At 70.9% G+C, this 23,198-nt stretch carries 21 protein-coding genes; 8 read left to right on the top strand and 13 right to left on the bottom strand.

Annotated elements, in window-relative coordinates:
* Positions 1-3 precede the first annotated feature (3 nt).
* The 6 genes from AC3RX1_RS14095 to AC3RX1_RS14120 all read right to left on the bottom strand — a co-directional run bounded on the left by AC3RX1_RS14095 (position 4) and on the right by AC3RX1_RS14120 (position 7,905).
* Positions 4-852 carry an SDR family oxidoreductase gene (locus AC3RX1_RS14095; protein WP_491501880.1) on the bottom strand — a complete coding sequence of 283 codons (849 nt, stop codon included), beginning with the start codon at positions 850-852 and terminating at the stop codon, positions 4-6.
* Entirely contained in the window at positions 849-2,045 is a 1,197-nt protein-coding gene (locus AC3RX1_RS14100) for an acyl-CoA dehydrogenase family protein (RefSeq protein ID WP_491501881.1), read from the bottom strand. Before AC3RX1_RS14100 ends, AC3RX1_RS14095 begins: the two co-directional genes overlap by 4 nt.
* Positions 1,990-5,067 carry a 3-phosphoshikimate 1-carboxyvinyltransferase gene (gene aroA / locus AC3RX1_RS14105; RefSeq protein WP_491501882.1) on the bottom strand — a complete coding sequence of 1,026 codons (3,078 nt, stop codon included), beginning with the start codon at positions 5,065-5,067 and terminating at the stop codon, positions 1,990-1,992. The genes AC3RX1_RS14100 and aroA overlap by 56 nt, the downstream gene beginning before the upstream one ends.
* A 195-nt stretch (positions 5,068-5,262) precedes the next feature.
* On the bottom strand, positions 5,263-5,760 hold the full coding sequence (locus AC3RX1_RS14110) for an HNH endonuclease (RefSeq protein WP_491501883.1): 498 nt from the start codon (positions 5,758-5,760) through the stop codon (positions 5,263-5,265).
* A gap of 305 nt (positions 5,761-6,065) precedes the next feature.
* Positions 6,066-6,980, bottom strand: coding sequence for a M23 family metallopeptidase (locus tag AC3RX1_RS14115; protein WP_491501884.1), 915 nt, complete (start codon positions 6,978-6,980; stop codon positions 6,066-6,068).
* Between the two features lie 226 nt (positions 6,981-7,206).
* Positions 7,207-7,905: an iron-dependent transcriptional repressor DtxR gene (locus tag AC3RX1_RS14120; RefSeq protein WP_491501885.1), complete on the bottom strand. Its 699-nt coding sequence runs from the start codon at positions 7,903-7,905 to the stop codon at positions 7,207-7,209.
* Positions 7,906-8,000: 95 nt separating this feature from the next.
* On the opposite strand from AC3RX1_RS14120, the gene serC reads away from it, so the two are divergent.
* Positions 8,001-9,119 carry a phosphoserine transaminase gene (serC, locus tag AC3RX1_RS14125; protein ID WP_491501886.1) on the top strand — a complete coding sequence of 373 codons (1,119 nt, stop codon included), beginning with the start codon at positions 8,001-8,003 and terminating at the stop codon, positions 9,117-9,119.
* Positions 9,120-9,311: 192 nt separating this feature from the next.
* Here serC and AC3RX1_RS14130 read toward each other — a convergent pair whose 3' ends face one another.
* Together AC3RX1_RS14130 and AC3RX1_RS14135 are read right to left on the bottom strand one after the other, a co-directional pair.
* Positions 9,312-10,013 carry a DUF3027 domain-containing protein gene (locus tag AC3RX1_RS14130; RefSeq protein WP_491501887.1) on the bottom strand — a complete coding sequence of 234 codons (702 nt, stop codon included), beginning with the start codon at positions 10,011-10,013 and terminating at the stop codon, positions 9,312-9,314.
* Complete coding sequence (locus AC3RX1_RS14135; RefSeq protein WP_491501888.1) at positions 9,997-10,377, bottom strand: cold-shock protein; 381 nt, start codon at positions 10,375-10,377, stop codon at positions 9,997-9,999. Before AC3RX1_RS14135 ends, AC3RX1_RS14130 begins: the two co-directional genes overlap by 17 nt.
* Positions 10,378-10,495: 118 nt before the next feature.
* Here AC3RX1_RS14135 and AC3RX1_RS14140 point away from each other — a divergent pair, with 118 nt between their 5' ends.
* The 3 genes from AC3RX1_RS14140 to AC3RX1_RS14150 are packed head-to-tail and all read left to right on the top strand — an operon-like array spanning position 10,496 to position 14,171.
* A complete protein-coding gene (locus AC3RX1_RS14140) occupies positions 10,496-10,762 on the top strand; it encodes a multidrug ABC transporter ATPase (protein WP_491501889.1) in 267 nt (88 codons plus the stop codon).
* On the top strand, positions 10,763-12,499 hold the full coding sequence (locus AC3RX1_RS14145; RefSeq protein ID WP_491501890.1) for a helicase-associated domain-containing protein: 1,737 nt from the start codon (positions 10,763-10,765) through the stop codon (positions 12,497-12,499). It begins immediately after the preceding gene.
* A gap of 31 nt (positions 12,500-12,530) precedes the next feature.
* Positions 12,531-14,171, top strand: a complete 1,641-nt coding sequence (locus tag AC3RX1_RS14150) for a DNA repair helicase XPB (RefSeq protein ID WP_491501891.1) — start codon at positions 12,531-12,533, stop codon at positions 14,169-14,171.
* A 19-nt stretch (positions 14,172-14,190) separates the two neighbouring features.
* On the opposite strand, the gene AC3RX1_RS14155 is transcribed toward AC3RX1_RS14150, so the two are convergent.
* From AC3RX1_RS14155 to folE, 4 genes are read right to left on the bottom strand one after another with little or no spacing between them, the layout of a single operon-like run.
* Positions 14,191-14,910, bottom strand: a complete 720-nt coding sequence (locus AC3RX1_RS14155) for a pyrimidine reductase family protein (protein ID WP_491501892.1) — start codon at positions 14,908-14,910, stop codon at positions 14,191-14,193.
* Positions 14,907-15,803: a dihydropteroate synthase gene (gene folP / locus AC3RX1_RS14160; RefSeq protein WP_491501893.1), complete on the bottom strand. Its 897-nt coding sequence runs from the start codon at positions 15,801-15,803 to the stop codon at positions 14,907-14,909. Before folP ends, AC3RX1_RS14155 begins: the two co-directional genes overlap by 4 nt.
* Positions 15,800-17,023 carry an NAD(P)/FAD-dependent oxidoreductase gene (locus AC3RX1_RS14165; RefSeq protein ID WP_491501894.1) on the bottom strand — a complete coding sequence of 408 codons (1,224 nt, stop codon included), beginning with the start codon at positions 17,021-17,023 and terminating at the stop codon, positions 15,800-15,802. The genes folP and AC3RX1_RS14165 overlap by 4 nt, the downstream gene beginning before the upstream one ends.
* Positions 17,024-17,044: 21 nt before the next feature.
* A complete protein-coding gene (folE, locus tag AC3RX1_RS14170) occupies positions 17,045-17,713 on the bottom strand; it encodes a GTP cyclohydrolase I (protein ID WP_491501895.1) in 669 nt (222 codons plus the stop codon).
* Positions 17,714-17,813: 100 nt separating this feature from the next.
* Here folE and AC3RX1_RS14175 point away from each other — a divergent pair, with 100 nt between their 5' ends.
* The 4 genes from AC3RX1_RS14175 (at position 17,814) to AC3RX1_RS14190 (ending at position 21,406) form a co-directional block, all read left to right on the top strand.
* The gene (locus AC3RX1_RS14175; RefSeq protein ID WP_491501896.1) at positions 17,814-18,521 is read left to right on the top strand and encodes a helix-turn-helix transcriptional regulator; all 708 of its coding nucleotides are present in this window, start codon (positions 17,814-17,816) and stop codon (positions 18,519-18,521) included.
* A gap of 7 nt (positions 18,522-18,528) precedes the next feature.
* Positions 18,529-19,221 carry a response regulator transcription factor gene (locus tag AC3RX1_RS14180; protein WP_491501897.1) on the top strand — a complete coding sequence of 231 codons (693 nt, stop codon included), beginning with the start codon at positions 18,529-18,531 and terminating at the stop codon, positions 19,219-19,221.
* A gap of 96 nt (positions 19,222-19,317) precedes the next feature.
* Complete coding sequence (locus tag AC3RX1_RS14185; protein ID WP_491501898.1) at positions 19,318-20,985, top strand: sensor histidine kinase; 1,668 nt, start codon at positions 19,318-19,320, stop codon at positions 20,983-20,985.
* Positions 20,986-21,118: 133 nt separating this feature from the next.
* Entirely contained in the window at positions 21,119-21,406 is a 288-nt protein-coding gene (locus tag AC3RX1_RS14190; RefSeq protein ID WP_491501899.1) for a WXG100 family type VII secretion target, read from the top strand.
* 143 nt (positions 21,407-21,549) lie between these two features.
* On the opposite strand, the gene groL is transcribed toward AC3RX1_RS14190, so the two are convergent.
* Entirely contained in the window at positions 21,550-23,169 is a 1,620-nt protein-coding gene (gene groL / locus AC3RX1_RS14195; protein ID WP_491501900.1) for a chaperonin GroEL, read from the bottom strand.
* Positions 23,170-23,198 lie beyond the last annotated feature (29 nt).

Raw genomic sequence — 23,198 nt, forward strand, 5'->3', positions numbered from 1 at the left:
GTGCTACCCCCGGGTCGGGCGCGGCGGCAGCCCCAGCGGGTCGGTCGTGTCGTGCCAGTACGGCGGCGCGGCGACTGTCATCCCTCCGTCGACGACGATCGTGTGGCCGGTGATGTATCCCGCCCGCTCCGACAGCAGGAAGTCGATGGCATCGGCCATATCGTGCACCGTGCCCGGCCGGCCCAGGGGGATCGCGTCGATGACCTTCTGCATCGGCGCCATTCCCGGCATCCCGTAGAAGTACTCGAGCGAATCGGAGTCGATGAGCCCGCCGTTCACCCCGTTGACGGTGATGCCGTACCCCGCGAATTCGACGGCCATGAACCGGATGAACGACTCCACCGCGGCCTTGTACGACCCGAGCGCGGCATAGGTCGCGAAGGCGCGGACGCTGCCGTAGCTCGACACCGCGACGATCCGGCCGCCCCGGTCCATGAGCTTGACCGCCTCCTGCGCGCCCAGCACGAACGGGCGCAGGTTCATCGCGTACGACCTGTCGAGGTGGTGCGTCTTCAGGTCGACGACCCGCTTGAACGCCGCCGCGGCGGCGTTGTTGACGAAGAAGTCGAGCCGGCCGTACTCGGCGGCCACCGCGTCGAACAGCCGCACGATGTCTTCCGGGCTCTCCACATCGGCCTGCACCGCGATCCCGTCGCCGCCTGCCTCACGCGCCTGCGCCACGACCTCATCGGCGAGCTCGGCGTTCGTGCGGTAGTTCACCACCACCGTGGCGCCCTTGGCGGCGAGGCTCAGCGCGAGCGTGCGGCCGATGCCGCGGGACGCCCCGGTGATCACGGCGATCCGGCCGGCGTACTCCCCCGCGGGCGCGCGGTCCTCGGCGGCCGCGGTCATGCGCGGCCTCCCGCCGCGGCACGGTCCAGCACGTCGCGGGCGACCACCGTCTTCTGGATCTCGTTGGTGCCCTCTTCGAAGCGCTGTGCACGCGCATCCCGGTACACGCGCTCGATCGGCGACGTCTTCCAGTACCCGACCCCGCCGTGGATCTGCAGCGCCTTGTCGGTGACCCGGGTGAGCATGTCGACCGCGATCATCTTCGCCATGGAGGAGAGGGCGGATGCGTCGGGTGCGCCCCGCTCCCATTCCCGGGCCGCGTGCAGGGTGAGCTGCTTGGCCGCCTGGATGTCGGCCTCGTTCTCCGCGATCATGAACGCGATCGCCTGGCGGGCGGCGATCGGCTTGCCGAACGTGACGCGGCCGGTCGCGTAGTCGACGGCGAGCTCCTGAGCCCGCTCGGCGAGGCCCACGCAGCTCATCGCGACGGAGATGCGGCTCGGGGTGAGGAAGCCGCCCAGGGCGATCGCCAGTCCGTCACCTTCCGCGCCGAGCCGCTGCGCGAGTGGGACGGGGGTGTCGGCGAAGGTCAGGGTCGCGTGGTCGGTGCCGCGCACGCCCATCGTGTTCGAGGTGTCCTCGACGGTGACGCCGGGTGCGTCGCGGTCGACGAGGAGCGCCACGACGCCGGCCTTGCCGCTGCTTCCCTCGATGCGCGCGAACAGCAGCCAGTAGTCGCACGTCACCCCGAACGTGATGAGGTGCTTGCGCCCGTTCAGCCGGTACACATCGCCGTCACGACGGACGGTGCAGGTGAGGTCGGCGCCGGTGCCGTTGCCGGGCTCGGTGAGGGTGAAGGCGACGAGGATGTCTCCGGCGACCATGGGCTTCACGAACCGCTCGCGCTGCTCGTCGGTGGCGTGCGGGTTGATCGCGCGCCATGTGCCGTTCAGCACGTGCACGAGCATCCGGATGGAGGCGTGGGAGCGCGAGAAGACCTCCATGAGGCCCATCCACTGCGTGAATCCCAGTCCGCGGCCGCCGAGCTCGGTGGGGGCCGCCATGCTGAGGTAGCCGCGCTGCTTCAGCTCGGCGTGCAGCTCGGGCGGCACGGCGCCGGTCTCCTCGATGCGTTCGGCCCACTCCTCTCCGGGTCCGCGCACCCACGCGGTGACCTCGGCGAGGAGCTCGTCGTACTCATGCTCCTCGATTCGAGGTCCGCGTCCATCGAGCGTCGTCGGTGTGCTGGTCATCGAGAGTGCCCTCCTTGTCGTGGGGATCGGCGACGGCGGCGAATCGCTGTGGTCGCAGCGTGGCGGCCTGCTCGCGCAGCAGGAACTTCTGAACCTTGCCGACGGCGTTGCGCGGCAGGCTGTCGATGATCTCGAGGCGCTCGGGCCAGTAGCTCTTCGACACCTGGCAGTCGTCGAGGTAGCTCTGCAGCTGGGAGAACGTGAGGTTCGCGCCGGGGGCGAGCACGACGAACGCGCAGGCACGTTCACCGAGACGCTGGTCGGGCATCGCGACGATCGCGACGTCGTCCACGGCGTCGTGCCGGTACAGCAGCTGCTCGATCTCGGAGACGGGGATCTTCTCGCCGCCGCGGTTGATGACATCGCGCACGCGACCGGTGATCCGCAGATAGCCGTCCTGATCGATCGTCGCGAGGTCTCCGGTCCGGTACCAGCCGTCGGCGGTGAACGCCTCGGCGGTGAGGTCGGGGCGGTCGAGGTACCCGTCGAAGACCGTCGGCCCGGTGAGCTCGAAGTCACCCTCGACGCCGTCGGCGACCGGGCGTCCCCGATCGTCCACGATGCGCAGCCGCACGTCGCGCAGCGCGCGGCCGTCGGTGCCCCATGCCTTGGCCGGCGGATCGGCCGGGCTGCCGAGCGCGGCGAGGCCCGTCTCCGTGGTCCCGAACGCGCCGCAGACGCTCGCCCCGAGCACGCGCGTGGCCCGTTCGGCGAGCGCGCGCGGCACGGCGGCGCCGGTGACGACGAAGATCCGCAGCGCCCGGGGCGCAGGGCCCCCGGCCTCGACCTCGTGCACGAGGTCTGTGAGGAACGGCGTGGCCGCCTGCACGAACGTCCCCTCCCACTCGTTCAGCACCTCCAGGGCGTGCGTCGGATTCCAGTTGCGCTGCAGGATCTGCGGAACACCGAGCACCCACGCCAGCCACATCCCATACAGGAACCCGGTCTGGTGTGCGAGCGGAGACGGGATGTAGATCGCGTCGGTCGAATTCAGCGGCAGCTGCTCGATCTCCATGCGCGCCGCCCGGCTCAACGACTCGTGCCGGTGGATGACGCCCTTCGGCTCGCCGGATGTGCCGGAGGTGAACAGCAGCTGCGCGGCATCCTGCGGGTGCGGCGCGTGTCCGTCGATCGCCTCCCGGTCGACGTGCGCCCACGCCGATGCACGGTGCCACGCGTCCCACCGCACGCGGGGGTTGTCGCACGAGGGCAGGATGTGCGCGACGCCGGGCGTCAGGTGCAGCACGAGCACGTGCTCCAGGGCGAGGTCGCCGGCCGAGGGCCCGTCGAGGATCTCGGCGATCTCGCGGTCGTGCTGCCGGCCGCGGAAGTTGTCGGCGACGACCAGGACGCGCGCCTTCGACCGCGCGAGGGCGATGGCCACTTCGCGATGCCGGAAGATCGGCATGATCGGGCAGATCACGGCGCCGATGCGCGCAGCCGCGGCCGCGAGCACGACGAACCCGCTGCAGTTCGGCAGCTGCACGGCCACCCGGTCGCCGTGCCCGACGCCGAACTCCAGCAGCAGGGCAGCGGCCTTGTCGACCTCGCGGTCGAGCTCGGCCCACGTCAGGCGGGTCGTGCGGTCGGCTGCGGCATCCACCACCGCGAGCCCGTGCGGACGCTCACTCGCCCAGCGCCGCACCCATTCCGCGCCGGTGACCTGCGCGGCGGCCTCGACGGTGCCGTCGGGAGGGAGGCGTCGCGCGGTGGGACGAGCGGGCCCCTTCTCGACCTGCATGTCGACGTGCAGCTCGCCCATCGCATCGAGGAACTGGGGATACGAGATGCGGTACGCGTTCGGGAAGGTGAGCGTGGAGCGGCCGGACGCCGCCGCCGCCGCGACCGCGAGCGACATGAGCACGCGGTGGTCGTTGAACGACGACAGATGCGTGCCGTGCAGGCGGGGGACGCCGCGGATGCGCAGATCGTCGCCGTCGACCTCGAGATCGCCGCCCATCTGGTTCAGCTGCAGCATCGAGGTGACCCGGTCGGACTCCTTCAGCCGCACATGCTGCACGTCATGGAACACGCTCTCGCCGTCGGCGGTGGCCGCCATGGCCGACAGCACGGGGAGCATGTCGGGCACAGCACGGCAGTCGACATCCGTCGCCCGCAGCCGGATGCCGTCGTGCCGCACCCGCACGCCGCCGGCCGCGGCATCGACGGTCATCGGCACGCCCATGCGTCGTGCGATCGCGAGGAAGTCGGCCTCCGGATGGTCGAGATCGGCGGCGTCGATGCTGTGCAGGCCGGTCAGCAGCACGTCGGCGGGCCGCAGCGCCGCGACGGCGATCCCGAACGCGGCCGAGCCGATGTCGGGCGGCAGCCGGAGGTCGGCGGGATGGGCGCTCTGGCCGGGTGCGATGTCGTATCGACGCCCGTCGGCGGACACGTCGACCTGGAGGCCGAACTGCGCCATCATCCGGACCGTCAGGTCGACGTAGCTGCGCTCGTTGTACGGCCCGTCGACGATGACGGTCGTGTGCTCGCGCGCGAACGGCGCCACGAGCAGCAGCGCCGACACCCACTGCGACAGTGTGCCGGCGATGTGCACGGTGCCGCCCCGCGGTCGGCCGTGCCGGACCCGGATGGGCGGGCAGTCGGTCTCGGAGGAGGCATCCACCCCCAGCGTCCGCAGCGCTTCCAGCAGCGGCCCGATGGGTCGACGATCGAAGTACTTCTGTCCCGCGACGAGGAGGTCGCGGTCGGCGAGCGCGGCAAGGCCCACCATGAAGTACAGCGTGGTGCCCGAACTGCCCACGCTGACGCGCTCGCGCCGGGGGCGATACGGGCCGCCGTGCACGATGAACGTGTCGCCGTCGACGTCGACGCGGATGCCGAGCGCACGCAGCAGATCGACCGTGTACTGCACGTGCCGGGCGTCGCTGAGGCCCGCGATGCGGCTCGTGCCGGGGGCCAGGGACGCGAGGATCAGCGCACGATGCGCGTGGTACTTGGAATTCGGGACCTGTACCGTGCCGCGCACGCGCGCGGTGCTTCCCGCCACCGCCAGATGCATCTCGACCCCCTTGTCCGTGCCGATGCTCGTCCGTGCCGATGCCCGTCCAGGTGCGCCGCCGATCGGCATCCGTGCCGGCGCTCGGGCCGCCGATGGGGTGCGAGCCAGACCATACTCCGCTCGCGCCGCGTCCGGCAGGGGACTTGCGTCCCGCGCCACGATCGCCCCGGCGCACCCCGCCCACCCATGCCCGGGTCAGGCCGCCAGCGCGAGATAGGGCTCCCAGCGGGGATCGGCGCGCTCGACGCCGCGCACCGTCCAGTGCGCGCCGCGGGGCGGGCGCGGCACGAATCGCAGCTCCCACGACATCTCCTGCGGCGTGCGGTCGCCCTTGCTGTTGTTGCAGCGCTGACAGCAGGCGACGAGGTTCTCCCATGAGTCCTTGCCGCCTCGCGAGCGGGGCATGACGTGGTCGATCGTGCCGGCGTGGCTGCCGCAGTACGCGCAGCGGAACGCGTCGCGGCGCAGCACGCCCCGTCGGGTCACCGGAATGCTGCGCGCGTTCGGGACGCGCACGTACCGGGTCAGGACGATCACGGCCGGTCTGTCGTAGGCGGTGGTGGCGGCGAGCACCGGCGCGTCGTCGACGCGCTCGATGATCATGGCCTTCTCATTCATCACCAGGACGAGGGCCCGGCGGAACGAGACCACGGCGAGTGGCTCATATCCTGCATTCAGCACCAGTGTGCGCATCTGCCATCCTCACGAACGGTCCGAGACGGCTTCCCGGACATTCGACACGGCGCGCGACGACCTCACGAAGGGTATGAAAAAAGACGCCGTCTCACAGACGGCGCCTGGCGGCCGCACTCCCGGTGCGGCATCCGATCTCATGATGCCGAAGGACGTGCAGGCCGAGCGCATCCATGGTGCGAATGCGTGGTGTGCTGCCCATCGGCTTCCCTCCGCTGCGATCCGAGCGTCCGGGAACAGCGTAAACCCTCGACGCGCCGCCGGGCCCGCAACGGGGTCGGCGGCGCGTCGAGGATCAGGATGCGTCAGCTCGCGTTCGCGCGCAGCCAGGCCAGCGGGTCGACCTTCGTGCCGCCGAGCGCGACCTCGAAGTGCAGGTGGTTCGCCGTGGAGCGGCCGGTGCTGCCGACCCGGCCGATCGCCTGGCCGACCTCGACATGCTGACCGCTCGAGACCTGACGGCTGCCGTAGCGCATGTGACCGTAGAGGGTCTCGACCGACTTCCCGCCGATGTTCGTCACAATCGTGATGGCGACGCCGTACCCGTAGTAGCTCTCGCTCGAGACCTTCACGGTGCCGGAGGTCGCGGCGAAGATGGGAGTGCCGCCGGGAGCCAGCAGGTCGACGCCCTGGTGCTCGCCGCCACGGGAGTGGAATCCGTCGCCGATGTGGCTGATCGTGGCGAGCGGCCACCGGATCGATCCGGTGCCCGGGCCGACCATGTTCAGGTCGATCTTGCTGTACGACCTGCTGGACGAGCTGTTTGACGAGGCGTTGAGCGCAGCGACCTTCGCCGCCTCGCGGGCGCGGGCGGCCGCGGCCTCTTCGGCCTTCTTCTTCCGGATCTCGTCCGACGTGGTGGCCGAGTAGCTGCTGCGGCTCAGTGCCGCGCCGTTGCCGGCCTCGCGGGCATCGGCCGCCGAGGCGACGACGACCGACTGCGCGTCGTCGGCGGCGAGCTGCTGGATCGTCTTCGCCTCGGGCGTCGAGTTCGCCGCGGCGAACGCCGGGATCGAGACGGTTCCCACGAGCGCGGCGATCACGCCGATGACGGCGACGCGGCGGACGGGCGACTTGCGGGCGGACGATGTACGGACGGGGGATGTGCGGGCGGCCGGGCTGTGGGTGGCAGCGGCGGCGGCGCGCTGACCGCGTCGGGTGGCGGGGAGACCTGCGGGGGACTCCTGCGCCGGGGCGGTCGGGTCGTTCTGTTCAGCCAAGCTGACCTCCGTGCCTCCGCATCCGGCACAGCCGGGCACGGGCTCGTCGGATGCTTCACGGGCACCGGTGTCGGGACACGCGGTGCGGCATTTCCCGCACGAACGACGAGCCGGTGAGGCGATCCGTGCGGTATCCGTCGGCGGGCTTCTCGCCTGTGGACCGTTCGAGGCTACCCGAAGGTAACGAATATGTCACGCTCCACGCCTGACAGTCTGTGGAGAGCGATCAGTCGGCGTCGACCAGGAAGATGTGCGAGGCCACCTCGACGGGAAGCTCGAGTCCTTCGTCACTGCCGTCCATCTGCACGAGGACGTAGCCCTCGCTGTAGCGGTAGTCGCCGACGGCGCCGGGAACCACTCCCGCCCCCCGCAGCTGCGCCAGCAGCTCCGGATCGACCTGGGCGGGCTCGGCCAGGCGGCGCACCGTGCCGCGGATCGGCTCCCCGGCGGCGTCGAGCTTGCGCACGAGACCGACGACGCCCTGCTCGAACTGCATCGACGCGGTGCCGCCGAGCTGGTCGAGGCCCGGGATGGGGTTGCCGTACGGGGATTCGGTGGGATGCCCCAGCAGCTCGACGAGCCGCCGCTCGACCTGCTCGCTCATCACGTGCTCCCAGCGACATGCCTCCTCGTGCACGTACGCCCAGTCGAGGCCGATGACATCCGACAGCAGACGCTCGGCGAGCCGGTGCTTGCGCATCACGTCGACGGCCTTGTGCCGGCCCTTGTCGGTCAGCTCGAGTCGACGGTCGCCGGCGACGAGCACGAGACCGTCGCGCTCCATGCGGCCGATCGTCTGCGACACCGTCGGGCCGGAGTGCCCGAGCCGCTCCGAGATGCGCGCGCGCAGCGGCACGATGTTCTCCTCTTCCAGTTCGAGGATCGTGCGCAGATACATCTCAGTGGTGTCGATCAGGTCTGCCATTGTTCTCTCCGAGTCGCCGTCGGCTCCAGCCTATCGGCCGTCATCCGCTGTCATCCGGCGCGGGGCGCCGCATCCGCCCCTTCTAGAATCGACGCATGAGCCATGTTGCGCTGCCCGCCGAGATCCTGCCCGCCGACGGACGCTTCGGCTGCGGACCGTCGAAGGTCCGACCGGAGCAGGTGGCGGCGCTGGCCGGCCCGGGGGCCGAGATCCTCGGCACATCGCACCGCCAGGCACCGGTGAAGAACCTCGTCGGCAGTGTGCGCGAGGGGCTCGCGGAGTTGTTCCGGCTCCCCGACGGCTACGAGATCATCCTCGGGAACGGCGGGTCGACGGCGTTCTGGGATGCCGCGGCCTTCGGTCTCATCGAGAACCGGGCGCAGAACCTCGTGTTCGGCGAGTTCGGCGGCAAGTTCGCCGCTGCGGCGGCCGCACCGTGGCTGCAGGCCCCCGATGTGCGCAAGGCCGAACCCGGCACCCGCTCGCGGCCGGAGGCCGTCGAGGGCGTCGACGTGTACGCGTGGCCGCACAACGAGACCTCGACCGGTGTCGCCGCTCCCGTCGAGCGTGTGCACGGCGACGAGGGAGCGCTCACCGTCATCGACGCCACGAGCGCCGCCGGCGGCATCGACCTCGACATCAGCCAGGCCGACGTCTACTACTTCGCCCCGCAGAAGAACTTCGCCTCCGACGGCGGACTGTGGTTCGCGGCGGTCTCCCCGGCCGCGGTCGAGCGCATCGAGCGCATCGCGGCGACCGACCGCTACATTCCGGCGTTCCTCGATCTGAAGACCGCGGTCGACAACTCCCGGCTCAACCAGACGCTGAACACCCCCGCGCTCGCGACCCTGCTGCTGATCGATGAGCAGGTGCGCTGGATCAATGGCAACGGCGGTCTCGCTTGGGCCGGCGCCCGCACGGGCGAGTCGTCGGGGCTGCTGTACGACTGGGCCGAGGCATCCTCGTTCGCCACGCCGTTCGCCGCCGACCCCGCCGACCGCTCCCCCGTGGTCGTCACGATCGACTTCGACGAGTCGGTGGATGCGTCGGCCGTCGCCAAGAGCCTCCGCGCGAACGGGATCGTCGACACCGAGCCGTACCGCAAGCTCGGTCGCAACCAGCTGCGCGTCGCGACGTTCGTGGCGATCGAGCCCGACGATGTGCGTGCGCTCACCCGCTGCATCGACTACACCGTCGAGCGCCTCGCGCAGTAGCCCGTCCCGGGTCACGCTTGCGGGCATCTGGCCCGGCCTCTCGCGGCAGTCACCTCGGCGCTGCCATGCCGGCTTCGGCGCACCCGTCGGATACCGCGAATGCACATCACATCGCCGAGCTCACATGAAACCGCGCGCAGATTGATGTGGTTTCGTCGAAATCGTACGATTTCGACGAAAGGAGGCGAGCGGCTACTCGTCCTCGTCGGAGTCGTCCTCGTCGTCCGAGTCGTCCTCGTCGTCCGAGTCGTCCTCGTCCGACTCGTCCTCGTCCGAGTCGTCCTCGTCGTCCGAGTCCTCGTCCGAGTCGTCCTCGGCGTCCGCGGCGTCGTCGAGCTCGTCGATGTCGACGCCGTCCACGTCGCCCGCGTGCAGGATCGGCGACGCGTCCTCGTCGAAATCGGCCGCATCGAGGTCGTCGACGTCATCGAGCTCGCCGTCGAGCTCCTCCTCCAGGTCGTCCTCGTCGAGCTCGTCCTCGTCGAGCTCAGAGTCGGCCCCGTCGTCGCCGGTCTCCTCGTCGGCGGCGTCGTCACGCGCGGCCGCGGCCGCCTGCTGCTGCGCCTGATACTCGGCCAGGCGCACGGCCCAGGGCACCCATTCGGGAGCGAGCAGCGCATCCGCACCCGGCAGCAGCTCGGCTTCCAGGACCGTCGGCTCCGCGCCCTCGACGACGGCCAGGCTCACCGTCCAGAACCAGCCGGGATACCCGGGCATGCGGTTCGCGAACCGCAGCGACACCACACCGTCGGGCTCCACGGCGTAGCCGGCCGGGTCGCCGACCGTCTCCGGCCGCGTGATCTCGTGCAGCGCCGCGAGGGCGACGTCGTGCGCGGCGAGCAGTCGCTCGTCGGGCACGACGGCGTCGGCGCCGGGCTCAGGCGTCGAAGTCATCGGCGACCTTGCGCAGCAGCGCCGCGACCTTCTTGGCGTGCGCGCCGGAGGGGTAGCGGCCGCGGCGCAGATCGCCGCCGATGCCGTCGAGCAGCTTCACGAGGTCTTCAACGATGATCGCCATGTCGTCCGCCGGCTTGCGCGAGCGCTTGGCGAGGCTCACGGGGGCATCGAGCACCCGCACCGACAGCGCCTGCGGACCGCGACGGCCGTCGGCCAGGCCGAACTCGACCCGGGCACCGGGTTTGACCACCGCTCCGGCAGGCAACGCGGTGGCGTGCAGGAAGACGTCCTGCCCGTCGTCGGAGGAGATGAAGCCGAAGCCCTTCTCCTCGTCGTAGAACCTGACCTTGCCGGTGGGCATGAGTACCTCGCTGAAACGGAGCGCGCCCGGTGGCGGGCGCGGAACGTGTGTGGATGAGCGGACCGAAGGTCCGTCTCCCAGCCTACGGCACCGGTACGGGGCGAGTAAGCTGAAGCGGATGAGCGCGCGCACACCGTCCGGCGACGTCCCAGTCCGTCGGATCGACCGCATCCTGTCCTTCGTGGCCCTGGGCCTGCTGGTCCTGTCGGTCGTGTGCTTCTTCTCGATCATGATCGGCACGGCGATGCACGCCACGTTCAACCAGGGACTGTGGCCGACGATCGGGATCATCGTGTACATCGCGCCGATCCTCGCGTTCCTGATGATCCTCGCCGTCGTCATCATGAGCTTCGTGCGGAGGGCACGGGCGAACAAGGCGCGCTGAGTGGCGGAGACCTCCGACGAGCGGGCGCTGGCGCAGCGGCTGGCGCGGCTCGAGCCTGGTCGGCTCGCCCAGCTGCTCGCCGCACGGGCCGTGGCGCCCGGCGTGGGCTGGCGCGACTGCTTCGACGCCGCGGAGGCGCTGCTCGATCCGGCGTCGGTCGATCAGGCGCTGCGGCTTGTTCCCCGCGCCGAACTGCGGGCGCTGGATGCGTCGGCCGGCGCGCCCGTCTCTGGTCCGGCCCGCGATCGCCTCGACGGGCTCGCGCTGCTGGACGACGATGGGCGCCCCTTCCGGGTCGTCGGCGAGCGGCTCCGCCTGGCGCTGTCCGCCCACCCATCCGCCGTCGCCGACGTCCCGCCCGAGGAGGGTCCCCCGCCCGCCGACGAGAACGCGGCAGCAGCGACGGCCGAGCGTGCGGTCGCGGCGGTGCGCGCCCTCACCGACGTCGTCGCGGCATGCGGCGACCAGCCGCTGACCGTCACGGGAGCGGGCGCCATCACGGCGGTTGACCGGCGACGGCTCATCGACACGCATGTCGTCGCCGACGCCGATGAGCTCGACGACCTCGTGCAGCTCGGCGACGATGCGCGGCTCATCGCCCTCGTCGACCGGGAATGGCGCCTCACGGACGCCGGCGACTCGTGGCTGCCGTTGCCCGGCGCGCAGCGGTGGACAACCGTGGCGCTCGCCTGGCGCGACGCGCTTCCCGCCGTTCTGCGCACCGCGCCCGGCGGCTACCAGGCGCCCAGCGACTGGGATGCGGTGCTCCCGCTGGACGAGCGCTGGCCCGAGCGCGCGCGGGCACTGCTGCGGCCCGGCGTGCGGTGGGGACTGTATGCCGAGAACGGCATGGAGCCGGCGTGGACGACGCCGCTGCGGGCCGGCGACGACCCCGCCGCGGGGGCGCTCGCCGCCCTCGTGCCCGCGGAGATCGACCGGATCTACCTGCAGGCCGACCTCACGGCGATCGCTCCGGGCCCCTTGCGGTCGGTGCTCGACCTGCGCCTGCGGACGATGGCGCGCCGCGAGTCGCGCGCGCAGGCGTCGACCTATCGCTTCACGGCCGAGACGCTCGCCGCCGCCGTCGCGGGCGGCGAAGACGCGGCATCCCTCCGCGCCTTCCTCGGGCAGCTGTCGTTGACGGGCATCCCCCAGCCGCTCGACTACCTCATCGAGCAGACCGCGTCGCGCCACGGGCTGGTGCGCGTGGGGACGGATGCCGCGACCGGCCGTACGCGGATCACGAGCCCCGACCCGCAGCTGCTGCAGACGATCGCCGTGGACCAGACGCTGCGGGCGATCGGCCTGGTGCGCGGCGACGGCGAGCTCACGTCACGCGTCTCGCGGGACGCCGTGTTCTGGACGCTCGCCGACGCGCGCTACCCGGTCGTCGCCCTCGACCCGACGGGCGAGCCCGAGCCGCTGCGGCGACGCCGGCCGCCGGTCGCGCCACAGCGGCGCGCCGACGGCGCGGAGGTGCTCCTCCCGCTCGCCACGCAGCTGCTCGCCCACGACGGCGGCGACACCGAATCGGCGTGGCTCGAGCGTGAGCTCGATCAGGCCGTGCGCGCCCGCAGCGAGGTCGTGGTGACGGTGCGGCTCCCCGACGGCACCGAGCGCGAGTTCACGATGGAGGTCACCGGGTTCGCCGGCGGCCGCCTCCGCGGGCGCGACAGGTCCGCCGACATCGAGCGGACCCTCCCCGTCAGCAGCATCGTGGGCGTGAAGCCGCGCTGACGTACAGGCGCCGCGGGTAGAATCGTCCGTTATGTCCGACGGCCCCCTCATCGTCCAGAGCGATCGCACTGTGCTGCTCGAGGTGGCGCATCCCGACGCCGAGACAGCCCGTCACGAGCTGGCGATCTTCGCCGAGCTCGAGCGGGCGCCGGAGCACATCCACACGTACCGGATCACGCGGCTGGGGCTGTGGAACGCGCGTGCGGCCGGGCACGAAGCCGACGACATGCTCGCGACGCTCGATCGCTGGTCGAGGTTCCCGGTGCCGGCGTCGGTGTCGATCGACATCCGCGAGACCGTCGGCCGCTACGGCCGGCTCGTGATCGAACGCAACGACGACGGCGACCTCGTGCTGCGCTCGACGGATGCCGCGGTGCTGGCGGAAGTGACGAAGAACAAGCGCATCCGCCCGCTGCTCGTCGGCCATCCCTCCCCCGATGCCTACCTCATCGACGCGTGGGCCCGCGGCGCCATCAAGCAGGAGCTGCTGAAGATCGGCTGGCCGGCCGAGGACGTCGCCGGCTACACGCCGGGCACGCCGCATCCCATCGCCCTCGACGAGAGCGACTGGCACCTGCGGCCGTACCAGCACACCGCCGTGGAGAAGTTCACGCAGGGCGGCTCCGGAGTCGTGGTGCTGCCCTGCGGCGCGGGCAAGACGCTCGTCGGCGCGGCGGCGATGGCCGAGACGAAGACCACCACGCTCATCCTCGTGACGAACACCGTCAGCGCGCGGCAGTGGCGCGATGAGCTGCTGCGCCGCACCTCGCTGACCCCGGAGGAGATCGGCGAGTACTCCGGGCAGGTCAAGGAGGTCAAACCGGTCACGATCGCGACCTACCAGATCCTCACGGCGAAGCGGAAGGGGCAGTACGCGCACCTCGCCCTCCTCGACGCGCTCGACTGGGGACTCATCGTGTACGACGAGGTGCATCTGCTCCCCGCGCCGGTGTTCAAGCTCACCGCGGATCTGCAGGCTCGACGCCGGCTCGGCCTGACTGCCACCCTCGTGCGCGAAGACGGCCGCGAGGGCGACGTGTTCAGCCTCATCGGTCCGAAGCGGTTCGACGCCCCGTGGAAGGAGATCGAGTCGCAGGGATTCATCTCGCCCGCCGTCTGCTACGAGGTGCGCGTCGACCTCCCCGACGACGACCGGCTCGAGTACGCGGCGTCGGCCGACGACGAGCGGTACCGGCTCGCGGCGACGGCGCCGGCGAAGATCGGCGTCGTGAAGGACCTCGTCGCCAAGCACACGGGAGAGCGGATCCTCGTGATCGGCCAGTACCTCGACCAGATCGACGTGCTCGCCGACGCGCTGAACGCCCCGAAGATCACCGGTGCCACGCCCGTCGACGAGCGCGAGGAGCTGTATCAGGCGTTCCGGGAGGGCCAGGTGCAGGTGCTCGTCGTCTCGAAGGTCGCCAACTTCTCCATCGACCTGCCCGAGGCGTCCGTCGCGATCCAGGTGTCGGGGTCATTCGGCTCACGGCAGGAGGAGGCGCAGCGGCTCGGACGGCTCCTGCGGCCGAAGCAGTCGGGCCACACGGCGAGCTTCTACACGCTCATCGCCCGCGACACCGTCGACCAGGACTTCGCGCAGAATCGTCAGCGCTTCCTCGCCGAGCAGGGATACGCGTACACGATCCTCGACGCCGATCAGGTCGCCGCCTGATCCGATGACGCGGCGGCGCTCAGCGCGCGTAGCGGAGGAACACGAAGCCCTCGTCGTCGTGCAGCACAGTGCGCAGCCGGAATCGCCGGTCGCCCTCGTCGGCCCCCTGCGCGATGCGTCCCGCCGCGCCGCCGACGACGCGCGGCGCGAGGGTGAGGCACAGCTCGTCCACGACGCCAGCGTCGAGCAGCGAGCCGAACAGGTGCGGGCCGCCCTCGCACAGGATCTGCGGCATCTCCCGCTCGGCCAGCCGCGCGATCATCTCTCCCAGGTCGACCTCCTCCTCGCCGCACACGAGGACATCGGCGACCTCCGCGATCGCCGCACGCCGGTCGGCGGACGCCGCCGCGCACGTCACCACGACAGGGCGGACGGATGCCTCGGCGAACACGGATGCGGAAGGCACGAGGTCGAGCCCGCCGCTGACGACGACGAGCCGCGGAACCGCTGCGAGGCCGTGCTCGCGCCGCCACGCGGCATCCTGATCCTCCGGGGCGACGCCCCCGTATCCCTCCACCCGCACGGTTCCCGCCCCGACGAGGACCGCATCGGCCATCGCCCGCAGCACCTGCATCAGCGCCCGATCGGTCGCCCCGCCCAGCGTTCCGCTGCGGCCCTCCAGCGTCACGGCGCCGTCGGCGCTCGAGACGAAGTTCATGCGCACCCGCGGCGTCTCCCGGTGTTCGAGGGCGTATGCGGCGAACAGGTCGTCGCGGGTGGGACCGGTCGCCGGCATCATTCGTTCCCCTCCGCCCGCATGTTGTGCAGCTCATAGGCGGGCTCGCGCCATCCCATCATGGCCTCGACCATCCTCATCGCGTCGACGCTCTGGGCGACGTTGTGCACACGCACCATCCGCGCGCCCTGGGTCACGCAGAACACGGCCGCCGCGAGCGATCCCGCGAGTCGCTCGTCGCGACCGCGATCGAGCGTCTCGCCGACGAAGTCCTTGTTCGACAGGGCCGCGAGGATCGGCAGACCGAGCGTCGTCAGCTCGCCGAGCCGGCGCGACAGCTCCAGGGAGTGCCGGGTCGTCTTGTTCAGGTCGTGTCCGGGGTCGACGACGAGCCGGGTCCGTGGCACGCCGCGCTCCTGGGCAAGCGCCACCCGCTCACGGAGGAACGCCGCGATCTCGCCGACCACGTCGTCGTAGCGCGGCTGCGGCAGCGAGGTGCGCGGCGCCGCCCGGCTGTGCGCGACCACGAGCGTCGCATCCGAGTCGGCCACGACATCGGCCATCCGGGGGTCGTGCAGCCCGGTCGTGTCGTTGACGACGGCGGCCCCCGCGGCGATCGCCGCCTGCGCCACCGCGGGCTGGAAGGTGTCGACGCTCACCGGCCCGAGCGGGGCGAGCTCCCGGACGACCGGGACGACCCGATCGATCTCCTCCTCCACGGGCAGCGGCGGCCCGGGCGCGAACTTCACTCCGCCCACGTCGACGACGTCCGCCCCCGCCGCGAACGCCGCCGCGCCCGACGCGACCGCCGCATCGAGCGCATACGTCGCGCCGTTGTCGTAGAACGAATCCGGAGTCCGGTTCACGATCGCCATCACGGCGATGCGGCGTGAGAAGTCGATCTCTCGCCCCCCGATCCGCCGCACCGGGTCGACCAGTCCGGGGTCGACGATCACGCCGTGACCAGACTGTCCAGCGGGATCTCCGGGTCGGCGAGCGCCCGCGGGTCGACCCCGGCGCCCGATCGGATGAGCTGCTGCACCGCCTCGTTCACGTCCCACACGTTCACGTTCATGCCGCCGACGACGCGGGCTCCCTGCGTCCAGAACACGACGAACTCGCGGCCGGCGAGGTCGCCGCGGATCACGAGCTCGGCGTCCTTCATGAGCGGCGGGTAGCCCGACAGCTCCATCCCGAGGTCGAACTGATCGGTGTAGAAGTACGGGATCATGTCGTGCTCGACATCCTGCCCGAGCATCGCCCGGGCCGCGACCGGGCCCGCGTTCAGGGCGTTCGCCCAGTGCTCGCTGCGCAGGCGCCGGCCGAGCACCGGGTGCATCGCATTCGCGACATCCCCCGCCGCATACACATCGGGCGCGCTGGTGCGCAGGGATGCGTCGACGAGGACGCCGTTGTCGACCTCGAGTCCTGCCTCCTCCGCGAGCGCGGTGTTTGGGACGGCCCCGACGCCGATCAGCACGAGATCGGCGGGAACCGTCTCGCCGTCGACCACCACGCCCTCGGCGCGGTCGGTTCCGGCGATGCGCTCGACGCTCACCTCGGTGCGGATCCGAACGCCGTTCTCCTCGTGGAGCCGGCGGAAGACGTTCCCCATGTCGGCGCCGAGAGCCGCCGCCAGCGGCACCGGATCGCGCTCGAGGATCGTCACCTCGTTGCCCAGCCGGCGCGCCGTCGCGGCGACCTCCATGCCGATCCAGCCCGAGCCGATGAGCACCAGCTGCCGGCCGCCGTGGGAGAGCTCGGCCTTCAGCGCATCGGAGTCGTCGAGCCGGCGCAGCAGATGCACACCGGGCAGGTCGTGGCCGGGGATCGGCAGCCTGCGCGGCGACGAGCCGGTTGCTAGCAGGAGCTTGTCGTACTCCACGGCCGCGCCATCCGAGAGAGTGACCGTGTGCGCGTCGGTGTCGATCGCCGTCGCGGCCGTCGACGTGCGCACGTCGATCCGGTTCTCGCGGTACCAGTCGTCGGGGTGCAGGATGACGGCATCCCGCCCCTCGTCGCCCTTCAGGTACCCCTTCGACAGCGGCGGGCGCTGGTACGGCGTGTACGGCTCCTCCGCGACGACGGTGATCGGTCCGTCGTAACCCTCCTGGCGCAGGGTCTCGGCCGCCGTCCCCGCGGCGAGACCGCCTCCGATGATGACCATCCCGGCCATGACGTCTCCTTTCGTCCTTCGTCAGCGTGCCGACGGCGCGAACCGCGCGCGCAGCGTCTCGTGCTCGCGCAGCTCTCCGCGGAACGCGCTCGTCACGGTGGTCGTACCGGATGCCCGCACCCCGCGGACGGCCATGCAGAGGTGTTCGGCCTCGAGCACGACGCCCACGCCGCGCGGCGCGAGATGGCGCTCGAGGTGGTCGGCGATCTGGGCGGTCAGCGTCTCCTGCACCTGCAGATCGCGCGCGAACATGTCGACGACGCGGGCGAGCTTCGACAGGCCGACGATCCGGTCGCCCGGAAGATAGCCGACGTGCGCCGTGCCGCGGAACGGCAGCAGGTGGTGCGCGCACAGCGACGTGAACGGGATGTCGCGGACCAGCACGAGATCGTCATACCCGCCCTCGTTCGGGAACGTCGTGAACGCGAACGGCTCGGGTTCCGTCATCTCGCGCAGCGCCGCGACGACCCGCCGCGGCGTCTCGGCGAGGTGCGCCGCGTCCGCGTCATGGCCGAGTGCCCTCAGCAGGGCCGCGACCGCCTGCTCGGCGGCGGCCACGTCGACGACGATCTCCCCCGCCTCCTCCACCGCGGCCAGTCGCGCCGCATCCTCCGCCGGCGGGTCTTCCACTGTCGCCAGGGACAGAGCCGGGCGGGTGGCCGTCGCGGTCGGCGGCATCGTGATCGACATGCGCTTCCCCTTCGACCCGGCGCGGTGTCGGGTTCGATACCGACGGTAGAACCGCGAGAATCTTTTGTCAAGAAGTACGTTTTTAGAGTACACTCGCGACATGGGCGTGATCTCTGAGAACCGCGCCGCAGCCCTCGGCGAGCTCGGCGACCCGATCCGCCGGCGCGTGTACGACATCGTCGCGAACGCGCAGGATGCCGTCGGCCGCGACGCGGCGGCGGCAGCCGCCGGCATCCCCCGCTCCACCGTCGCGTTCCACCTCGACCGCCTCGTCGACGCGGGCCTCCTGACGGTGGAGTACCGGCGGCTGTCGGGGCGCAGCGGCCCCGGCGCCGGCCGCCCGGCGAAGCTGTACCGCGCCACGGCGGCCGAAGTGACCGGCTCCATCCCGGAACGCCACTACGAGCTGGCCGGCGAGCTGCTCGCCGCCGCCGCCGAACGCGCAGACCGCGACGACATCCCCATGCGCGACGCCGTTCCCGCCCAGGCACGGGAGCTCGGCGCGCAGATCGGCACGGAGTGCCGCTCGGTCGAGGCGGCGCTCGACGCGTGCGGCTACCGGCCGGCGTCCGACGGCGCCGGCGGCGTGGTGCTGGAGAACTGCCCGTTCCACGCTCTCGCCGCCCGGCACACGCAGCTCGTGTGCGGCGCGAACCTCGCGCTCGTGCAGGGCATGATCGATGCCACCGGCGACGAGCGGACCCCCCATCTCGTCCCGCGCGACGGGCACTGCTGCGTCGAGGTGCGCGCGCGGGAGGATGCCGCTCGCCGCGAACATCCCACACCGACACAGCGCAGATCACCATAATGGGCACATGACCGCACCGCGCATCCTTGTCGTCGACGACGAACCGAACATCCGCGATCTGCTGATCACGAGCCTGCGCTTCGCCGGCTTCCAGGTGCGTGCCGTGTCGAACGGCGCGCAGACCATCTCGGCGGTCCTCGAAGAGGAGCCGGACCTCATCATCCTCGACGTGATGCTGCCGGACATGAACGGCTTCAGCGTCACGAAGCGCCTGCGGGGCGCCGGGTACACCGCGCCGATCCTCTTCCTCACCGCGAAGGACGAGACCGAAGACAAGATCGAGGGCCTGAACGCGGGCGGTGACGACTACGTCACGAAGCCGTTCAGCCTCGATGAGATCGTGGCGCGGATTCAGGCGATCCTGCGCCGCACGATGCAGACCGACGAGGAGTCGGTCATCCGCACCGGCGAGCTCACGATGGACCAGGACACCCATGATGTGTTCGTCGGCGACACCCAGATCGAGCTGAGCCCCACGGAGTTCAAGCTGCTGCGGTACCTCATGCTGAACCCGAACCGTGTGCTGAGCAAGGCGCAGATCCTCGACCACGTGTGGGAGTACGACTTCAACGGCGACGCGGGCATCGTGGAGAGTTACATTTCCTACCTGCGCCGCAAGATCGACCCGCACTCCTCCGAGTCGCTCATCCAGACCAAGCGCGGATTCGGCTACATGCTGAAGGCCGGCAAGACCGCTTAGGCGGCACACACGCGGGAGCCCACCCTGGGGACAGAGAAGCAGGATGCCGTCACCGGGTGGTGGCGCAGTCTAAGCCTGCGCGCGAAGGTCACCGGCGTGACCGTCGCAGTGCTCGCCATCGGTCTGTTCACGGCCGGCATGGGGACGATGATCTTTCTGCGCAGCGCGCTGGACGCGAACCTCGACAGCCAGGTCCAGCAGCTGAGCGCCGCCGACCTCGTCACGAGCGTGTTCGACGCCCAGGTCGGCGCCGACGGGGATGTGAGCTTCACGGTGAAGGACACCGCACCGGTGGACTACTCCGGATACTTCGTGGCGGTGTACGCGCTCGACGGCACGATGCTCGCCTCGACCGGCCCGCGCACCGAGAACACGCCGGTCTTCCCCGAGAAGATGACCGGCGTGCAGGTCACGACGCGGGGATCGACGCCGTTCGACATCGACGGCACGACGGGTGTGCCGTTCCGCGCGAGCGTCTCGTCGTTCACACTCAACCGGGGCGACCTGTTCACGCAGCTCGTCGCGCTGCCGACGTCGTCGGTCAATCGCATCGTCGGCACCTTCCTGGGGATCTACAGCATCCTCGCGCTCCTGACCATGCTCATCGGCGCCTTCGTCACCCGCGGTCTCGTCACGCTGGCGTTCCGGAGCCTCGGCCAGGTCGAGGCGACGGCGATGTCGATCGCGGCCGGCGACTTCAGCCAGCGGATGACGAAGATCGAGCCCGAGCACACGGAGGTCGGGCGGCTGAAGATCGCGATCAACGCGATGCTCGCGCGGCTCGACGCCGCGCTGGGGCAGCGCGACGCGGCGGTGCGGCAGATGCGCCGGTTCGTCGGCGACGCGAGTCACGAGCTGCGCACGCCGCTCGTGACGGTGCGCGGCTACGCCGAGCTGTACCGCATCGGCGCGATCCGCAGCGACGAAGACGTGGCCCTCGCATTCGAGCGCACCGAGAAGGAGGCGATCCGGATGGGCGCCCTCGTCGAGGACCTCCTCGCCCTCACGCGTCTCGACGAGCGTCGCGAGGAGATCGCGATCACCGCTGTCGACCTGCGCCCGATCGCCCGCGACGCCGCACTCGACCTCCGGGCGGCGTCGCCCCGCCGGCAGGTGACCGTGAACGACACGACCACCTCGGCGACTGCGGACGAGCTCCCCGCGCTGCAGCTTCCGACCGCGTCCACGCCCACGGCCGGAAAGCGCCGGCCGGGAGCGGTGGGCGGCCGCGTGCCGCGCAACATCCTGCGCCGTCGACCGAAGCAGCAGCCGTCCTCGACCGAGCACGCCGGCGAGCCGATCACCGCGGCCGTCCCCCTGGTGCCGGCAGCCGAACCCGTCGTGCTGGGCGAGGAGAACCGCATCCGTCAGGTGGTGGCGAACATCCTCGCGAACGCGCGACGGTACACCCCCGACGACTCCCCCGTCGATCTGGCGGTCGGGGTGGACGCGATGGCCGGCATGGGGTGGATCGCGATCGCCGACCACGGCGAGGGCATCCCACCGCAGATCCGCGACCAGATCTTCCAGCGCTTCTGGCGCGCCGACAACTCGCGCACCCGTGAGACGGGCGGATCGGGCCTCGGCCTGTCGATCGTGGCGTCGATCGTCGAGCTGCTGCACGGAAGCATCCTGGTCTCGGAGACGCCCGGTGGGGGCGCGACCTTCCGGGTGTCGTTCCCGCTCGCGCGGGGACGCGATACGGCATCGGCCGCCGAGGTGAACACGCAGCCGCTGCACCGCAGCCCCGACGAGGCGCCGTAGCCGTCGCCGACGCCTCCCCAGACGGGCGGACGGATGCGCGCGGTGCGCGCGCATCCCCAGATCCGTCGCCACCGCACCGAGGAGCGGTGGCGGCTGCCTAGCGTGGGTCCCACACGACAGAAGGGAGCCGCACATGGCCGTCTACTCCGTCGACAGCGACGCCGTCCTGTCCGCCACCACCGCGGTGCGCGGCACGATCGACCGGCTGCAGAGCGAGACGCAGTCGATGCTCGCCCAGCTCACGGATCTGCAGGGATCGTGGACGGGCAGCGCCTCGAACGCCTTCGCGGCGGTCGTCGACCAGTGGCGGGCGACGCAGGCGCAGGTCGAGCAGACGCTCGCCGCGATCAACGGCGCCCTGGCGTCGGCCGGCCGCCAGTACGCCGACGCCGAGCAGTTCAGCGCCGGCCTCTTCCGGTAGCGCCGAGACGACGAACGGCCCCTCCCGAAGGAGGAGCCGTTCGTGGGGGTGACGTCGGGTTTCGACTCGCCCGCTCTGCGGGCTCGCTCAACCTTGAGTCGACCGGGGCTCAACGCCGCTGCGCGGCATTGAGCCCCGACGACTCAAAAGTCCATGCCGCCGGTCGGGTCGGCCGGAGCCGCCGGAGCCTTCTCCGGCTTGTCGGCGACGACGGCCTCCGTGGTGAGGAACAGGCCGGCGATCGACGCGGCGTTCTGCAGCGCCGAGCGGGTGACCTTGGTCGGGTCGATGATGCCCTGCGCGAACAGGTCACCGTACTCGCCGGTGGCCGCGTTCAGGCCGTGGCCCGCCTCGAGGCCCGCGACCTTGTGCGCGACGACGCCCGGCTCGAGACCCGCGTTCTGCGCGATCTGCTTCAGCGGCGCCTCGATCGCGACCTTGACGATGTTGGCACCGGTCGCCTCGTCGCCGTCGAGACCCAGGGTCTCGAACGCCTTGGCACCGGCCTGGATGAGCGCGACGCCACCACCGGCGACGACACCCTCCTCGACGGCGGCCTTCGCGTTGCGCACGGCGTCCTCGATGCGGTGCTTGCGCTCCTTGAGCTCGACCTCGGTGGCCGCACCCGCCTTGATGACGGCGACGCCGCCGGCGAGCTTGGCGAGGCGCTCCTGCAGCTTCTCGCGGTCGTAGTCGCTGTCGGTGTTCTCGATCTCGCGACGGATCTGGGTCACGCGGCCCTCGATCTGAGCACTGTCACCAGCGCCCTCGACGATCGTGGTCTCGTCCTTGGTGACGATGACCTTGCGGGCACGGCCGAGCAGATCGAGCGTCGTGTTCTCGAGCTTGAGACCGACCTCCTCGGTGATGACCTGACCGCCGGTGAGGATCGCGATGTCCTGCAGCTGGGCCTTGCGGCGGTCGCCGAAGCCGGGGGCCTTCACGGCGACCGACTTGAAGATGCCGCGGATCTTGTTCAGCACCAGGGTCGCCAGCGCCTCACCCTCGACGTCCTCGGCGATGATGACGAGCTCCTTGCCGTCCTGGATCACCTTGTCGACGACGGGCAGAAGGTCCTTGATGTTGGAGATCTTCTGGTTCGCGATGAGGATGTACGGGTCCTCGAACACCGCCTCCTGGCGGTCGGGGTCCGTGACGAAGTAGGGGTTGATGAAGCCCTTGTCGAAGCGCATGCCCTCGGTGAGCTCGAGCTCGGTGCCGAAGGTCTGCGACTCCTCGACGGTGACCACACCCTCCTTGCCGACCTTGTCGATGGCCTCGGCGATGAGCTCGCCGATGGTCGGGTCAGCGGCGGAGATCGACGCGGTCGCGGCGATCTGCTCCTTCGACTCGACCTCCTTGGCGCTCTCGTGCAGCTGCTCGATGACGGCCGCGACGGCCTTCTCGATGCCGCGCTTGAGCGAGATGGGGTCGGCGCCGGCCGCGACGTTGCGCAGGCCCTCGCGCACGAGTGCCTGGGCGAGAACCGTGGCGGTCGTGGTGCCGTCACCGGCGACGTCGTCGGTCTTCTTGGCGACTTCCTTGACCAGCTCGGCGCCGATCTTCTCGTACGGGTCGTCGAGCTCGATCTCCTTGGCGATCGACACGCCGTCGTTCGTGATCGTGGGGGCGCCCCACTTCTTCTCGAGCACGACGTTGCGACCGCGGGGGCCGAGGGTCACCTTGACGGCGTCGGCCAGCGTGTTCAGGCCGCGCTCGAGACCGCGACGGGCCTCCTCGTCGAAAGCGATGATCTTTGCCATGTGTGTGTCGTCCCTCCCGGACGTTGGCT

The organism is Microbacterium altimontanum (genome assembly GCF_058349865.2).

Excerpts from the sequence above, each read along its gene's own strand:
- AC3RX1_RS14190 (WP_491501899.1), top strand. The coding sequence starts at position 21,119 with ATGGCCGTCTACTCCGTCGACAGCGACGCCGTCCTGTCCGCCACCACC.
- AC3RX1_RS14180 (WP_491501897.1), top strand. The coding sequence starts at position 18,529 with ATGACCGCACCGCGCATCCTTGTCGTCGACGACGAACCGAACATCCGC.
- serC (WP_491501886.1), top strand. The coding sequence starts at position 8,001 with ATGAGCCATGTTGCGCTGCCCGCCGAGATCCTGCCCGCCGACGGACGC.
- AC3RX1_RS14165 (WP_491501894.1), bottom strand. The coding sequence starts at position 17,023 with ATGGCCGGGATGGTCATCATCGGAGGCGGTCTCGCCGCGGGGACGGCG.
- AC3RX1_RS14100 (WP_491501881.1), bottom strand. The coding sequence starts at position 2,045 with ATGACCAGCACACCGACGACGCTCGATGGACGCGGACCTCGAATCGAG.
- groL (WP_491501900.1), bottom strand. The coding sequence starts at position 23,169 with ATGGCAAAGATCATCGCTTTCGACGAGGAGGCCCGTCGCGGTCTCGAG.
- AC3RX1_RS14155 (WP_491501892.1), bottom strand. The coding sequence starts at position 14,910 with ATGATGCCGGCGACCGGTCCCACCCGCGACGACCTGTTCGCCGCATAC.
- folE (WP_491501895.1), bottom strand. The coding sequence starts at position 17,713 with ATGTCGATCACGATGCCGCCGACCGCGACGGCCACCCGCCCGGCTCTG.
- AC3RX1_RS14140 (WP_491501889.1), top strand. The coding sequence starts at position 10,496 with ATGAGCGCGCGCACACCGTCCGGCGACGTCCCAGTCCGTCGGATCGAC.
- AC3RX1_RS14095 (WP_491501880.1), bottom strand. The coding sequence starts at position 852 with ATGACCGCGGCCGCCGAGGACCGCGCGCCCGCGGGGGAGTACGCCGGC.
- AC3RX1_RS14120 (WP_491501885.1), bottom strand. The coding sequence starts at position 7,905 with ATGGCAGACCTGATCGACACCACTGAGATGTATCTGCGCACGATCCTC.
- AC3RX1_RS14175 (WP_491501896.1), top strand. The coding sequence starts at position 17,814 with ATGGGCGTGATCTCTGAGAACCGCGCCGCAGCCCTCGGCGAGCTCGGC.
- AC3RX1_RS14130 (WP_491501887.1), bottom strand. The coding sequence starts at position 10,013 with ATGACTTCGACGCCTGAGCCCGGCGCCGACGCCGTCGTGCCCGACGAG.
- aroA (WP_491501882.1), bottom strand. The coding sequence starts at position 5,067 with ATGCATCTGGCGGTGGCGGGAAGCACCGCGCGCGTGCGCGGCACGGTA.
- AC3RX1_RS14150 (WP_491501891.1), top strand. The coding sequence starts at position 12,531 with ATGTCCGACGGCCCCCTCATCGTCCAGAGCGATCGCACTGTGCTGCTC.
- AC3RX1_RS14110 (WP_491501883.1), bottom strand. The coding sequence starts at position 5,760 with ATGCGCACACTGGTGCTGAATGCAGGATATGAGCCACTCGCCGTGGTC.
- AC3RX1_RS14135 (WP_491501888.1), bottom strand. The coding sequence starts at position 10,377 with ATGCCCACCGGCAAGGTCAGGTTCTACGACGAGGAGAAGGGCTTCGGC.